The sequence below is a fragment of the Chitinibacter sp. S2-10 genome, from assembly GCF_046530675.1.
Classification (GTDB): Bacteria; Pseudomonadota; Gammaproteobacteria; order Burkholderiales; family Chitinibacteraceae; genus Chitinibacter.
The window spans coordinates 354225-367645 of record NZ_CP172558.1 but is presented as its reverse complement, the minus strand read 5'-3'; the positions used below and the strand labels follow the sequence as shown (position 1 = coordinate 367645).

At 55.9% G+C, this 13421-nt stretch carries 14 protein-coding genes; 11 read left to right on the top strand and 3 right to left on the bottom strand.

Annotated elements, in window-relative coordinates; genetic code table 11:
* The first annotated feature begins 29 nt into the window (after window positions 1-29).
* The 9 genes from ACG2XO_RS01720 (at window position 30) to ACG2XO_RS01680 (ending at window position 6874) form a co-directional block, all read left to right on the top strand.
* Window positions 30-1136: an ABC transporter ATP-binding protein gene (locus ACG2XO_RS01720; RefSeq protein ID WP_410499125.1), complete on the top strand. Its 1107-nt coding sequence runs from the start codon at window positions 30-32 to the stop codon at window positions 1134-1136.
* A gap of 141 nt (window positions 1137-1277) precedes the next feature.
* Window positions 1278-2009, top strand: coding sequence for a DNA polymerase III subunit epsilon (dnaQ, locus tag ACG2XO_RS01715; RefSeq protein ID WP_410499124.1), 732 nt, complete (start codon window positions 1278-1280; stop codon window positions 2007-2009).
* 33 nt (window positions 2010-2042) lie between these two features.
* Entirely contained in the window at window positions 2043-2870 is an 828-nt protein-coding gene (locus ACG2XO_RS01710; protein ID WP_410499123.1) for a hypothetical protein, read from the top strand.
* A 27-nt stretch (window positions 2871-2897) separates the two neighbouring features.
* Entirely contained in the window at window positions 2898-3542 is a 645-nt protein-coding gene (locus ACG2XO_RS01705) for a hypothetical protein (protein ID WP_410499122.1), read from the top strand.
* 232 nt (window positions 3543-3774) lie between these two features.
* Window positions 3775-4611 (top strand): 2-C-methyl-D-erythritol 4-phosphate cytidylyltransferase, encoded by an 837-nt coding sequence (locus tag ACG2XO_RS01700; RefSeq protein WP_410499121.1) that lies wholly within the window; start codon window positions 3775-3777, stop codon window positions 4609-4611.
* A gap of 30 nt (window positions 4612-4641) precedes the next feature.
* Window positions 4642-5001, top strand: coding sequence for a hypothetical protein (locus tag ACG2XO_RS01695; RefSeq protein WP_410499120.1), 360 nt, complete (start codon window positions 4642-4644; stop codon window positions 4999-5001).
* Between the two features lie 42 nt (window positions 5002-5043).
* Window positions 5044-5514 (top strand): REP-associated tyrosine transposase, encoded by a 471-nt coding sequence (locus ACG2XO_RS01690; RefSeq protein WP_410499119.1) that lies wholly within the window; start codon window positions 5044-5046, stop codon window positions 5512-5514.
* 47 nt (window positions 5515-5561) lie between these two features.
* The gene (gene ispF, locus ACG2XO_RS01685) at window positions 5562-6047 is read left to right on the top strand and encodes a 2-C-methyl-D-erythritol 2,4-cyclodiphosphate synthase (protein ID WP_410499118.1); all 486 of its coding nucleotides are present in this window, start codon (window positions 5562-5564) and stop codon (window positions 6045-6047) included.
* Window positions 6048-6067: 20 nt separating this feature from the next.
* Window positions 6068-6874 (top strand): hypothetical protein, encoded by an 807-nt coding sequence (locus tag ACG2XO_RS01680; protein ID WP_410499117.1) that lies wholly within the window; start codon window positions 6068-6070, stop codon window positions 6872-6874.
* A gap of 49 nt (window positions 6875-6923) precedes the next feature.
* Here the strand turns inward: ACG2XO_RS01680 and ACG2XO_RS01675 are convergent, their stop codons facing one another.
* A complete protein-coding gene (locus tag ACG2XO_RS01675; RefSeq protein ID WP_410499116.1) occupies window positions 6924-9635 on the bottom strand; it encodes a cation-translocating P-type ATPase in 2712 nt (903 codons plus the stop codon).
* Between the two features lie 349 nt (window positions 9636-9984).
* Here ACG2XO_RS01675 and ACG2XO_RS01670 point away from each other — a divergent pair, with 349 nt between their 5' ends.
* Both ACG2XO_RS01670 and hslO read left to right on the top strand, forming a co-directional pair.
* Complete coding sequence (locus ACG2XO_RS01670; RefSeq protein WP_410499115.1) at window positions 9985-10554, top strand: MFS transporter; 570 nt, start codon at window positions 9985-9987, stop codon at window positions 10552-10554.
* 68 nt (window positions 10555-10622) lie between these two features.
* Window positions 10623-11501: an Hsp33 family molecular chaperone HslO gene (hslO, locus tag ACG2XO_RS01665; RefSeq protein ID WP_410499114.1), complete on the top strand. Its 879-nt coding sequence runs from the start codon at window positions 10623-10625 to the stop codon at window positions 11499-11501.
* Window positions 11502-11586: 85 nt separating this feature from the next.
* On the opposite strand, the gene ACG2XO_RS01660 is transcribed toward hslO, so the two are convergent.
* On the bottom strand, window positions 11587-12327 hold the full coding sequence (locus tag ACG2XO_RS01660) for a LytR/AlgR family response regulator transcription factor (RefSeq protein ID WP_410499113.1): 741 nt from the start codon (window positions 12325-12327) through the stop codon (window positions 11587-11589).
* Window positions 12324-13406 carry a sensor histidine kinase gene (locus ACG2XO_RS01655; RefSeq protein WP_410499112.1) on the bottom strand — a complete coding sequence of 361 codons (1083 nt, stop codon included), beginning with the start codon at window positions 13404-13406 and terminating at the stop codon, window positions 12324-12326. The genes ACG2XO_RS01660 and ACG2XO_RS01655 overlap by 4 nt, the downstream gene beginning before the upstream one ends.
* Between the last annotated feature and the right edge of the window lie 15 nt (window positions 13407-13421).

Genomic DNA, 13421 nt, shown 5'->3' with positions numbered 1-13421 from the left:
ATACCCAATTCAGAATTAAGGAAATCAAAATGGCTAGCGTAACTCTAAAAAATATCAAAAAGAACTACACCAAAGACGTATGCGTTATCAAAGGCGCTGATCTGGAAATTAAAGACGGTGAATTCGTTGTATTCGTAGGGCCATCAGGCTGCGGTAAATCAACGCTGATGCGGATGATTGCCGGTCTGGAAGACATCACTTCAGGCGAGTTGTACATCGGCGACAAACTGGCTAACGATATTCACGCGTCAAAACGCGGGATTGCGATGGTGTTCCAGTCTTATGCGTTGTACCCGCACATGACTGTGTACGATAACATGGCCTTTGCCTTGAAACTGGCAGGTACACCCAAAGCAGAAATCGACCAGCGCGTGAAAAAAGCCGCTGAAATTCTGCAAATGACTCACTTGCTCGAGCGCAAACCAAAAGCATTGTCAGGTGGTCAGCGTCAGCGTGTCGCGATCGGTCGTTCTATCGTTCGTAATCCGAAAGTCTTCCTGTTCGACGAGCCATTGTCGAACTTGGACGCTTCATTGCGGATGAATATGCGTGTTGAATTGTCTAAATTGCACCAAGAATTGAAAACCACGATGCTGTATGTAACACACGATCAGGTTGAGGCGATGACCTTGGCTGACCGTATCGTGGTATTCAACGCTGGCGTGATTCAACAAGTTGGTACGCCACTGGAAATGTACGAAAACCCATCTAACCTGTTCGTAGCAGGCTTCCTGGGTTCGCCAAAAATGAATATTTTTGAAGCACAAGTTGTTGGCGTAGAGCAAAGCGCTGCAGTTATCCGCCTGCCAAAAGGTATTACGGTGCGTGCAGCAGTGCAGGCATCAGCAGCCAAAGTCGGCGACAAAGTAACGCTGGGTATTCGTCCTGAGCATATCGAGTTGTGTGAGGAAAATGATCCAGCCGGCATTCCTGCCCGCGTTGACCTGACCGAACACTTGGGTGATATCGTTCTGGCTTATGTTGAAATTCCAGGCATTAACGAAATCATTTGTGCAAAACTGCCATCCAATATGACTGGCCTGAAATATGGTGATTCAGTGCGTATCAAATTCCCAGAGCAGCACAGCATGCTGTTCGATGCGGAAGGTCTGGCGTTCAAACGCGTTCGTGCTTAATTGCATCAAGTCGCAAAAAAAACCCGCTTCGGCGGGTTTTTTTTATGGCCGCAACAATTGCCGGCTCTGAAACCCTGAAGCTTGTGCCGGTATCCATTACAATGGCGGATCATTGAATCGCGCGCCAGCAATGGCAAAAACATGGCTAATCGATTAATTTTTCTTGATACCGAAACCACCGGTTTACGCGTCGAAGACGGCAACCGCATTCTGGAAATCGCTGCGGTCGAAATGATAGACCGCAAGCTCTCGCCAGCAGACCGTCATTTGCACCGCTATATCAATCCCGGCCGAGATTCGGAAGAGGGCGCGTTGAATGTCCACGGACTGACCACGCAGTTTCTCTCTGACAAGCCCAAATTTGCCGTCATCGTTGACGAGTTTCTCGACTTCGTCAAAGGCAGCGAGCTGGTGATTCATAACGCGCCGTTTGACGTGGGCTATCTGAATATGGAGCTGGGTCTGCTCGGGCGCGGCAAAATCGAAGATTATGTCGAGAGCATCACCGACACGCTGAAAATGGCCAAAGACCTGTGGCCGGGCAAGCGCAATAGTTTGGACGCACTGTGTGATCGCTACGAAGTCGACCGCTCGGGGCGAACCTTGCACGGTGCGCTGATCGACTGCGAACTGCTCGCCGAAGTCTATATGGCGATGACGCGCGGGCAAGACAGCCTGCTGATCGATTTTGCGCCAACTGCAGAGGAAACCGCAGCCAATGCTGCTCGTCGCAGTCAGCGTGCGCCGCTGATTTGTACGCAGCCCAGCGCAGAAGATCTGGCGTTGCATAGCGCATATCTGGACGAGCTGGACAAAATCAACAAGGCGGATTGCCTCTGGCGCATTTACGAGCCAAAGCCTGCCCAAGCCTGAGCTTGACCCTGGGAAATAATGATGAGTGTTTGCATGAATACCACCGAACTGAAAACTGCCGCGCATGCTGCGTGGGAAGAGGGCGATCTGGCGCAGGCCGAACAGCATTTTCTCGCCGCGCTCGCCATCGACGAACAGGATGCGCAAACGCATTATGATCTGGCGCTGCTGTATAAAAACAGCGAGCCGAGCAACTGGCCGCTGGCGCAACGCCACAATGCGCGAGCGCTGGCGCTCAAACCCGACGACGAAGCAGCGCGCTGGAATCTGGGCATCGCTGCGACCGCTAATCGCGACTGGGAAACCGCAGCACAAGCGTGGCGGGCATTAGCGCTGAGCTATTCGGCCGGGCAACTGGCTCAGCCGGTGCCGGGCGAGCTCGTCGCAATCCGCATTCGCGTTGGCAAGCATCAGGAGGTCGTTTTCGGCCAGAGGCTCGATCCAGCGCGTGCACTGGTCACTGGCGTGCCGATTCCCGATCTGGAAATCGGTCACGGCGACATTCTGCTGCTCGATGCAGTACCGCGCGGCGAGCGTCAGCTCGACGGTGTGGCATATCCGGTTTACGAAGTACTCGAACGTTGGCAGCATGGTACCCATGCCACGTATGTGATTGAAGCCGAAGTACCTGATTCTCTAGCGCAAGATACCCTGCTGGAATTGGCGGCCAAAGCCGGCTTGCCCATTGCAGATCTGGATTTCAACGTCGCCAGCGAAGCACCCAAATGGCTGCTTGTGCGTCAATACGGCGTCGCTGCGCTCGAAGATCAGCCGGTCGCTGACCTGATCGCCGCCTGGTTAAAAGCACGTGGCGATGTGGTGATCCGCGACGTATATTTTGCCTATCCGGATGAGGAATAATCGCAGGCAGATCAAGGAGGCATCACCATGTCATTTCCACGTATCCATTCGCTGGACCCACTCGAAACCGCCAGTGAATTGCTGTTCGCCGTCATCATGACCTTGTCGGTCACCGCCGCCGTCGCGATTGGCAATAAAACTGTCGATACGCACGAGTTGCTGGTCGCCGCTTTTGGCTGCAATATCGCCTGGGGTTTTGTCGACGCGGTGGTTTACCTGATCAACGCGCGAATGACCGGCGCACGCAAGGTGCAGGTGCGCAACCAGCTCATTAGCGCACCAACCCCGGAAGCCTTCCGTGCCGTCCTCGATGACGTTGCACCTGAAGGGCTGATGAACCATCTGGACACCGCTGCGCTGCAAAATTACCGCGAATTTGTCGGCAAAAACGGCGCGCTGGTTCAGGAAAAACTGACGCTGAAAGACTGGCGTGCGGCCGGTGCAATCTGGCTGCTCGATACCATTGCAACCTTGCCGCTGGTTTTGCCCTTCCTGTTCATTGATGCCGCGCAAGTCGCGCTGCGTACGACCCAGCTGGTCGCCATCGTGATGATGTTCTGGCTCGGCATCGGGCTGGGGCGCTGGGTTGGTTATCCGCCGGTCCGGATGGGATTTAGCTTTGCCGCGCTCGGTGCAGCGGTTGCCATCATCTGTATCGCGCTGGGTGGCTAAGTGTTAAACCAAAATTTCTGGCCTGAGGCCACGGCCTGCGCTAGAGCTGCAAGCAGCCAAGCTCCGTCACGCCACGATTCCTTACTTCGCCTCGCCGTACGTGAGTACTGGCGTCGCATGCGCCTTGCGTGACTGGGTGGCCTTGGGCCAAAATTTTTGCCCACATTACTTAATGTCGCTTGGTTGATAATGTATTTTTAGCGGCGCACCAAGTCGCTCTGTTGTGAGATTCATGAAAAAAATCGCCCTCGTTCCCGCCGCCGGCAGCGGCAGCCGCATGGCCAGCGCCACGCCCAAACAATACCTCGATTTACTCGGCCAGCCACTGATCGCACACACGCTACGCGCGCTGCTCGGCGCACAGCAGGTCGATCAGGTCATCGTCGTGATATCGCCCGAAGATGAATGGTGGGGCAGCTACGACTGGTTAGAATTACTGGGAGATTTGACTCGTTTGCAAGTGCTGCGTGTCGGCGGCGCCAGTCGTGCCGAATCGGTGATGAACGGTTTAGCTGCGATGGTAGAAATCCCCCCTAACCCCCCTTTGTCAAAGGGGGGAATCGGTGGCGTTGACTCTGGTAGTCATGCATCAGTCGCCAGCGATCTAGTTCCCCCCTTCATTGAAGGGGGGCTAGGGGGGATTTCTGCCATTGGTGAAATCGCCGCTAATGAAGATTGCTGGGTGCTGGTCCACGACGCCGCGCGCCCATGCCTGAGCAGCGCGCAGGTTAATGAGATGATTACCCGGCTGGAGTATGATGCTGTAGGCGGTATTCTGGCTGTTCCCGTCGCAGATACCCTGAAGATTGCTGCGGCTGAGCAACGCATTGCGCGCACCACGCCACGCGATGGATTATGGCAAGCGCAAACCCCACAAATGTTCCGCCATAGCGAGCTGCTCGCTGCGCTGCAAGACGCTTTGCCTGATCACGTTCTTGAAATCACCGACGAAGCCAGCGCGCTTGAACGACTCGGTCAATCACCCAAACTCATTATGGGCAGCCCGTGGAATTTGAAAGTGACGTACCCGCAGGATTTGGTGCTGGCGGGGTTGTTGCTGCGCGGCTAGTGAGTCGAATTTCATCGTGGGAGCATTAAGATGTGGGCGTTTCTCTTTTTAGTCATTGGTTTTGGTTTAGCAGGGCTTGTGTCGGAGTGGTCTTTGAAAGAACTTACTGCAGAAGAGCAGGGGCGACTAATGAAAGAGACCGCAATTTACCGGAAGTTACATGCCATTTCGCTTTTCGTTTGCTTAGGGTTATCGTTTTTTGTCGATGGTTATATTGGTTTAGTTGTATTTTTGCTTTGCTGTTTAGTGTCTCAAGGCTTTGCGATTCGTAAGACTATAAGGCTTAACTTTTCGCGAAAATGCCAAAATGGGCAAATTGCCGCTGTTGTGATTGCTGATTTAGGCATTTTGCTAACGCTCTGCGCAGGTTGGTTGGGGCTAGATAAGTAGGGTCGGCTTTAGCCGACCTTTTTGCTTTAAAGGAAAGCGGCCATGCCACGTAGTGATTTGCTGAAAGGCCGCTGCAGTATGACGCATCAGGCTTATCATATTACTTGCACGACTTATAGGCGTGCTCGTTGGTTTGAGTCTCCCGCCTTGGCCAGAATTGTGATTCGTGAGATGCGCGCTTTGCATGAAGCCAATAGCGTCGACTCGCTCGCGTGGGCGCTGATGCCAGATCATTTTCATTGGCTGTTTACTTTGCAATCCGAACGAGATTTGGCTGGTGTGATGCAAAGTTTGAAAGGTCGCAGTGCAAAATTAATCAATGACCATTTGCACCGATCCGGTACGGTTTGGCAAAAAGGTTTTTATGATCATGCTGTGCGCGCGAATGAAAATCTGCAGCAGATTGCGCGGTATATTGTGGCAAATCCACTTCGGGCTGGATTGGTGCAAAATATTGGTGATTATCCTTGGTGGGACGCGGTATGGCTTGAAAATAGTTTGCATGTCGGCTGAAGCCGACCCTACAAAACCCTCGTGCATTTAAAGAAAAGGATATAGAAATGACATTACCTTTCCGCATCGGCCAAGGCTGGGATGTGCATCGTATGGTGCTGGAGCGCCCGTTAATTCTGGGTGGGGTGCATATACCCTATGAAAAAGGCTTGCTCGGCCATTCGGATGCCGACGCGCTGTTGCATGCGATTACCGACGCGGTTTTGGGCGGCGCGGGGCTGGGCGATATTGGTCGGCATTTTCCGGATACGGCAGTGGAATTTAAAGGCGCCGACAGCCGTGTGTTGCTGCGCGAGGCGGTGCGGCGCGTGCGAGAGGCGGGCTGGCAGATTGGCAATGTTGACGCGTCGATTCTGATTCAACAGCCGAAAATGGCGCCGCATATCCCGGCAATGGTTTTGAATATCGCCGCCGATCTGGGCATCGATCCGGCTTGCGTCAATGTCAAAGCCAAAACCTATGAAAAGCTCGGCCCGGTCGGGCAGGGTGAGGCGGTCGAAGCACAGGCGGTGGCTTTGTTATTGCTGGTCTGAAATTGAACGGGGGTATGTTTATGAAAGCGAAATGTATCAAAGCATTGATAGCTATACCCCTGCTTTTGTCGCTTGCTGTTGCGCACGCCGACTATGTAGACAGCTTTGCTCCTCGGCACAAGCTGGCCACGCAGTTGGCGCCGGCTTTGCAGGAAGCTTTTCCACAGGCGACGATCCGTGCTTTTTCCGGCCAGTTGATCGTCAGTACGCCCGATGAAGCGAGCTTTGCTGCGATTCGTGCGCTGGCCGATCAGCTCGATGTGGCAACGCGCAGCTTGCGCATCACCGTCGAGCAGCGCGCCATTGTGGCGGCTCAAAGCCGGAGTGTGGACGTCGACGGCAAAGTGATTATCAGTAATCAGGGATCAAACGCCCAAATCGGCATCGCGCTCGACGAATCGCGCCGCAATGGCAGCGCCAATAGCCGCCAGATGCTGACGACGCTTGATGGCAGCGCTGCAATGATCATGCTCGGGCAGCAACGGTTTATTCCGCAAGTTAGCTTTATTGATCGCAATGGCGGGCGGAATGATGAGCGGATCGTGCTGCACGGCGGTGTCTGGCAATCGGCAGGCAACGGTTTTTATACGACGCCCACGCTGCTTGGCGACGGCCGGGTGAATCTGAAGCTGGCGCCGCAAAGCAGCCGCTTCAACGCCGACGGCAGCATTGATCTGCACCGCGTCTACAGCGAAGTCGAAGGGCGTTTGGGCGAGTGGATACCGGTTGGCGAGACCTTCAGCACCTCGGACAGCCGCAGTGACAGTTCTGACCGAATGGCGCAGCAAAACCGTTTCAGCGTCTGGCTGAAAGTGGAATTGCAATAATGCGCTAAGTTAGGCTCTGTTGGTGTTTGCTTGGCTCACAAACCAAACGTCAACGGATCCTAAATAAATATTTCCTTGCCTCCTCCAGCAGCCAGATGCTGCTGGCCACCGCGATACAGAGCGGCCAGTCACTCCAGAGCATGCCATGTGTGGCAAACAGCGCTTGTGCTGGCGGCCAGTGCACCGCGATGGCCTGTAGCGCCAGCACGCAGCTGAGCGATAACCAGAGCATTGTGTTGCTAAACAGGTCGCGATTGAGTGCGCTGCTCCTTTCGTTTCTGGCGTTAAAAACATTGAAAAACTGGAACAGCACAAAAGTTGTGAACGCCATCGTTGCTGCGCGCTGGGTGTCGTCCGGCGTGAATTCCTCCAGCACTCTCCCGGTTAAACCATAATGCAGCACGCCGAGTGTGCCGGCCATCATCGTCGCACCGCAGGCCAGAACACGGATCAGGCGGGCGCGGGTCAGTACCGGTTCGGCTTTGTCGCGCGGTTTTTGCTGCATGATATTGGCGCGTGCCGGGTCGAGCGCGAGCGAAATCGCCGGTGGCCCGTCCATGATGATCGCGATCCAGAGGATCTGGATCGGCGTAAACGGCGCCGGCAATCCGACTAGCGGCGCGACAAAGACCGTCAGCACGGCGCCGATGGTCGTCGAGAGCTGAAAGTGCAGAAACTTCAGGATGTTTTCGTACAGCGCGCGCCCCTGCTGCACGGCTGCGACGATGGTGGAAAAATTATCGTCGGTCAGCACCATCGTCGCCGCTTCCTTGGCGACCGCGCTGCCATGCTTGCCCATTGCGACGCCGATGTCGGCGGTTTTCAGCGCTGGCGCGTCGTTGACGCCGTCGCCGGTCATCGCAACGATATGGCCACGTGCTTGCAGCGCATTGATGATTTTGACCTTGTGCAGCGGTGATGCGCGGGCAAAAACGGCAATGTCGTCGACCTGGGCTGCCAGCTCTTTTTCGCTCAAGGCTTCCAGCTCCGTGCCGGTCATGCTGTGGCCTGAAAGCCCGAGCTGGCTGGCAATCGCCATGCCGGTCAGCTGATGATCGCCGGTAATCATTTTGACTGCGATTCCGGCGCTATGGCAGCGTTCAATGGCTTCGCCCGCTTCGCAGCGTGGCGGATCCTGCAGTCCGACCAGCGCCAGAAAAGTCAACTCGTGGAGGTGATCGGGCAACGCCTGTGCGGCAAATTCGGCGCTCGTCATTTTGCGGCTCGCCAGCATCAGACCGCGCAATCCCAGTGTCGCCAGATTCTGGTACGCCTGCGCGATCATTTCACGCCCACGGGTATCCAGCTCGATCAGTTCGGAGCCCGTTTTTGGATCGGCTTGTGTCTCATCGTGATAACGGCATAAATCAAGCAGGACATCCGGCGCGCCTTTGGCGTACAGCGTGATGCCATCGCCATCCTGATGAAAAGTCACCATATAGCGGCGCGCATTGTCAAAAGCGATTTCGGCAATTCTGGGCGGCACGCTGGTCGCTGCATTGGGGATTTTTCCGGCCAGCACCAGCAAGGCTGCCTCCATCGGGTCACCTGTGATTTTCCCGTCGTGCAGCTGGCTGTCATTGCACGCGCGCAGCGCGGTCGCGAGGCGCGATAAATCGGGTGGCGCGGCATTGTCGAGCGGGGTGATCTGTCCAGCAGTTTGATAACCCTCTCCGCCGACAGTGAAATGGCGTTGCTGGTAATACAGCGTTCTGGCCGTCATCTGGTTCAGCGTCAGTGTGCCGGTTTTATCCGAGCAGATCACTGTCGTGCAGCCCAGCGTTTCAACGCTCGCGAGCCGTTTTACAATCGCGCCATTTTTGGCCATTTGGTGCATGCCCAGCGCCAGCGTGACGGTCACGACGACCGGCAATCCTTCGGGAATGGCCGCCACGCCCAGTGCAATCGTGCTCAGAATGATGTGTGTCAGCGCAATGCCGCGCAGCCACTCGAGCAGCGCAAGCACGACGACCATCAGCACGGCAATCAGTCCGAGTTTTTTGCCCAGCTGATCGAGTTGCCGCTGCAGCGGTGTTGCCACTTCGCCGCTATTGGCGAGCAGCGTCGAAATTTGCCCGGTTTCGGTGTGCGCGCCGGTCGCGGTGACGATCATTTCGGCCCGCCCGCGCGTTAGCAGTGTGTTCATAAACGCCATATTGTGCCGCTCGGCCAGGGGGGCATCGTGTGCGAGCGAATCGCAAACCTGCTTGCTGGCGGGCTGCGATTCGCCGGTCAGCGTTGATTCGTCGATTTCCAGCCCGGTGGCCAGCGCGATACGGCCATCAGCGGGAACACGATCGCCCGCTTCAAGAACGACGACGTCGCCGGGAACGATGTCGCTCGCGTCAATTTGCGTATGGCAGCCTTCGCGCCGTACGCAGGCTTGCGGTGGCAGCATCGCCTTGAGCGCCAGCAGGCTCTGTTCGGCGCGGTATTCCTGATAAAAACCCACCAGCGCGTTGATCAGAATGACACCAAAAATAATCACTGCGTCAGTGGTGTGGCCGATTAGCGCCGACAGCAGCGCAGCGCCGAGCAGAACCAGGATCAGCGCGTTGAAAAATTGCGCCAGAAACACCCGCCACGCGCTGCGATTTTGTGTTTCGGGGAGTTCATTGCGGCCAAAGTGTGCCCGCTGCAGCGTCACTGATGCTGTATTGAGTCCCGATTTCAGGCTGACCGACCAGTGCGACAGAACATCGGCCAGCGGCAAGGCATGGGCGTGACGCAATAGCGGTTTGGGTGATTTAGCGCTTGGCATGGTTGCGGAAGCAATAACGGCGATGCCTTTAGTCTAGTGCTGCGGGCCGTCGGCAGTTTGAAAAGCTGTACTTTGGGCGAATGAATGGTGGTGGCAAATTGTCGAGCGGTCAGTCAGCGCAGGAACCGCTGAAATCGACCTTGCGGCGTTTTTCCGAATGAGCGGCGTCGTGCGGAAAATAACCCAAAGCGGATGCTGATGTGCTGTGGGTATATTACTGCAAGCCCTTTTGATATTGGGTTTTGTTTGCATACCCATTGGTGGTATTTTTAGCGCGCCCGGGCAACAGGTTGACGAAGCCAAGCCTGAGGCGGCAGACTGACGACTTTGCAGAAAAGCAGGTAGCTTTATGACCACGGTCGTTGTCGTGCACAAAGACGGACAGATTGCGATTGCCGCCGATAGCCAGTCTACTTTTGGCGATATGCGCCTGGGCGCGGTTGACGATGTGCGCTGGAATAAAATCTTCCAGCACGAAGGCAATTATTTCGCCATTTGCGGCAGCGCCGCGCACGATCTGGTGCTGCAATCGGCGCTGAAAAAAATCAAGAACCTTGATTTTTCCAGCCGCGCCGCCATCTTCGAATCATTCAGAAAATTGCACGCCAAGCTCAAGGAAGACTTCTACCTCAAACCCGAAGAGGAAGAGGACGACCCGTACGAATCAAGCCAGATGACGGTGCTGATCGCCAATGCCCACGGTATTTTCGGCGTTTACAGTCTGCGTGAAGTGTATGAATTTCAGCGTTTCTGGGCGATGGGCAGCGGCCGCGATTTTGCGATTGGCGCGATGCACGCGCTGTACGATCAGCTCGACGCCGAAGGACTGGCCAAAGTCGGTATCGAAGCCGGTTGCGCTTTTGATGTCAGCTCCAGCTTGCCGATGAGTGTTTACCAGTTGGTGAAACAAAGTTCCTGATGATGGCTGTTGTTGCCAGATAAAAATCTGGCTGCGTAAGTCTGCTACCGTTTACAAAGGTTGAAGTAATGAAAGATGTTCTAGAGCGTTTCCTGTTTGACAAAGCGCCGGTGCGTGGCGAGCTGGTCAAGCTCGATGCGACATACAAGGAAGTGCTGGCGCGGCACAATTATCCGGCCGTGCTCAAAACCCGGATCGGCGAATTGATGGCCGCAGGTGCGCTGCTGTCGGCGATGCTTAAATTCGACGGCACGCTGGTGCTGCAAATGCACGGTACGGGCGCTTTGCAACTGCTGGTCGTCGAAGTGAGCAGCCAGCGGACCTTGCGCGCCACGGCACGCTGGGACGACGACAAAATCGCCGCGTTTGACGCACAGACCTCGTTAGCCGAGCTGCTGGGGCGTGGCCGCTGCATGATCACGCTCGACCCGACCGTCGGCGAGCCGTATCAGGGCGTCGTCGGCATGGAAGTCGGCCAGTCGGTCGCGCAGATTATCGAGCATTACATGACGCATTCGGAGCAGCTCGACACCCGCTTGTGGCTCGCTTGCGAAGATGGCATGGCCGCAGGGCTGATGCTGCAGAAAATGCCGGCGTCTGACGATCAGGAAAATACCTGGGAGCATCTGGTCACGCTGGCTGACACGGTCAAGAACGAAGAGTTGCTTGAGCTCGAACCGCGCGAAACGCTGTACCGCCTGTTCCACGAAGACTCGGTTCGCGTTTTTGATCCGGCAACGCCACGTTTTGCCTGCACCTGTTCGCGCGAACGCGTCGGCGGCATGATCAAGCTGATGGAGCGCGATGAAGTTGACGAAGTGCTCGCCGAGCGCGGCCATGTGCACGTCGTTTGCGATTTTTGTGGCAAAGAATACAGCTTTGATCCGGTCGATATTGGCGCGCTGTATGCCGGCAGCGAAGGCGCAGGCAATACGACAGTTCAATAGGGTATTGCCTGCTATGTCAATGGGGGTCTGATCTGCATTGATATACCCGTTGGATTGAGAGGCTCGCAGTTTCTGCGAGCCTTTTTTACATCTGCTTGAATTGCGCCGCATTACTGCGGCTGAGTGGCAAGACGTCATCGCTGCCTTTCAGGTGAATGCGTTGCCGTCCGAGCAAATCGCGATCAATTTTGGCGATGACGGGCAGCGCGACAATATAGCCACGGTGGATTTGCGCAAAGCGCTGCGGGTTGAGCTGCGGCAGCAATTCTTTGAGTGACGTGCGGATCAGATGCCGCTCGCTGGCGGTGATGATTTCGGTGTATTTCTCGTTGGCCTGAAAATAAAGTACTTCATCGCACGACACCAGCCGCGTCGTTTCGCCCAGACCCGTCATCAGCCAGCTCAAGAATTGCGGTGTATTCAATGCGCCCAGTTGTTGCAACAGTCCGGCCAGATCGGGCGGCGTGGTGCGGGCGGTTTCGCGCTGCAATCGGGCGACGCATTGCGCCAGCCGCGCGTCGCTAACCGGTTTGAGCAGGTAATCGACGGCATTATTTTCAAACGCCGCTACCGCATATTCGTCATAAGCGGTCACAAACACCACGCGGGTATTTTTCAGCGCGCCAGCGACTTGCAGCCCGGTCAGCCCCGGCATGCGGATATCGAGAAAAGCCAGCTCAGGCTGCAGGCGATTGAGCTCGGCGCTGGCGTCGACGCCATTTTTGGCAATGGCGACGATATTGAGTTGCGGCCACAAGGCTTGCAGGCGCTCGGACAGGTTTTGTGCCAGCAGCGGTTCGTCGTCGGCAATCAGGGCAGTGGTCATACACTAGGCTCATTGTTAGGTTCAATGGTGCGCAAAGGCAGCCGCAGTTCGGCGATGACGCCGTGCGGCTGATTTGGGTAAAGCGCCAGCCGTCCTTCGTCGCCGTATAAACTCGCGAGCCGGGCACGGACATTGGCGAGCCCCAGCCCGTCGCTGCCGGTATTTTGCAAACCCTGCCCGCTATCGGTGACGCGCAAAATCAGGACTTTTCCAGCCGGACTATCCTCGCTGCCCGCTTCAATCAGAATACTGCCGCCGTCAATCGCAGGCTCAATGCCATGCTCGATCGCATTTTCGACCAGCGGCTGCAACAGCAGCGGCGGTAATTGCGCCTGCATCAACGATGCTGAAATATCGAAACGATATTTCAGCCGCTCGCCCAGCCGGATCTGGCTGATCGAGAGCAGGGCGCGCACCAGATCGACTTCATCGGCGAGGCTGGTTTTCGCCTGCCGCGTTCTCGACAGGCTGGCGCGCAAATAATCATTCAAATGCTCGAGCAGCGTTTGCGCTAGCGCCGCGTCGCGGGCAATCAGGCTATGAACATTGGCGAGCGTATTAAATAAAAAGTGCGGCTCGATTTGTGCCTGCAGCATCGCAAGCTGCGCGCTCGCTTCGGCCTGACGCGCTTCGGCGTGCTGGCGTTTTTCGATTTCGAGCGCGTTTTTATACGCCAGCGAATGATAGAAAACGACAAAAAAAGCACAGGCCGAAAACGACACAATCAGCGCGGTCGCGATCCAGCGCCATTGCGTTTCCGGATTATTGATCATCAGGCTGAGCACATCGGGCGCACCGAGCCAGTGCGCCACTTTAAACCCGAGCAAAATGCCGAGCGGAATCACAATCGGCGTTCGCCAGCTCCAGCCCCAGTCGGGTCGGCCACGGCAAAACAGAGCATTGAGCAGGCCTATCGAAAAGCCGATGCAATGCGAAATCAGCAAATTGCACGCCAGACTATCGCGCCCGTCGAGTACGGTCAGCAGCAGTGCGATCAGCGTATTGATCAGCAATAAAAGCCCGATTTCGCGCGCCCAATGCGTCTGGGCCAGATCGGCTCGGCTGGAAAAAATCGACATAGCACCTCGGGTAAC

Coding starts and splice junctions, on each gene's coding strand:
- ACG2XO_RS01705 (WP_410499122.1), top strand. CDS start 2,898: ATGTCATTTCCACGTATCCATTCGCTGGACCCACTCGAAACCGCCAGT.
- ACG2XO_RS01655 (WP_410499112.1), bottom strand. CDS start 13,406: ATGTCGATTTTTTCCAGCCGAGCCGATCTGGCCCAGACGCATTGGGCG.
- hslO (WP_410499114.1), top strand. CDS start 10,623: ATGAAAGATGTTCTAGAGCGTTTCCTGTTTGACAAAGCGCCGGTGCGT.
- ACG2XO_RS01660 (WP_410499113.1), bottom strand. CDS start 12,327: ATGACCACTGCCCTGATTGCCGACGACGAACCGCTGCTGGCACAAAAC.
- ACG2XO_RS01695 (WP_410499120.1), top strand. CDS start 4,642: ATGTGGGCGTTTCTCTTTTTAGTCATTGGTTTTGGTTTAGCAGGGCTT.
- dnaQ (WP_410499124.1), top strand. CDS start 1,278: ATGGCTAATCGATTAATTTTTCTTGATACCGAAACCACCGGTTTACGC.
- ACG2XO_RS01675 (WP_410499116.1), bottom strand. CDS start 9,635: ATGCCAAGCGCTAAATCACCCAAACCGCTATTGCGTCACGCCCATGCC.
- ACG2XO_RS01680 (WP_410499117.1), top strand. CDS start 6,068: ATGAAAGCGAAATGTATCAAAGCATTGATAGCTATACCCCTGCTTTTG.
- ACG2XO_RS01700 (WP_410499121.1), top strand. CDS start 3,775: ATGAAAAAAATCGCCCTCGTTCCCGCCGCCGGCAGCGGCAGCCGCATG.
- ispF (WP_410499118.1), top strand. CDS start 5,562: ATGACATTACCTTTCCGCATCGGCCAAGGCTGGGATGTGCATCGTATG.
- ACG2XO_RS01710 (WP_410499123.1), top strand. CDS start 2,043: ATGAATACCACCGAACTGAAAACTGCCGCGCATGCTGCGTGGGAAGAG.
- ACG2XO_RS01720 (WP_410499125.1), top strand. CDS start 30: ATGGCTAGCGTAACTCTAAAAAATATCAAAAAGAACTACACCAAAGAC.
- ACG2XO_RS01690 (WP_410499119.1), top strand. CDS start 5,044: ATGCCACGTAGTGATTTGCTGAAAGGCCGCTGCAGTATGACGCATCAG.
- ACG2XO_RS01670 (WP_410499115.1), top strand. CDS start 9,985: ATGACCACGGTCGTTGTCGTGCACAAAGACGGACAGATTGCGATTGCC.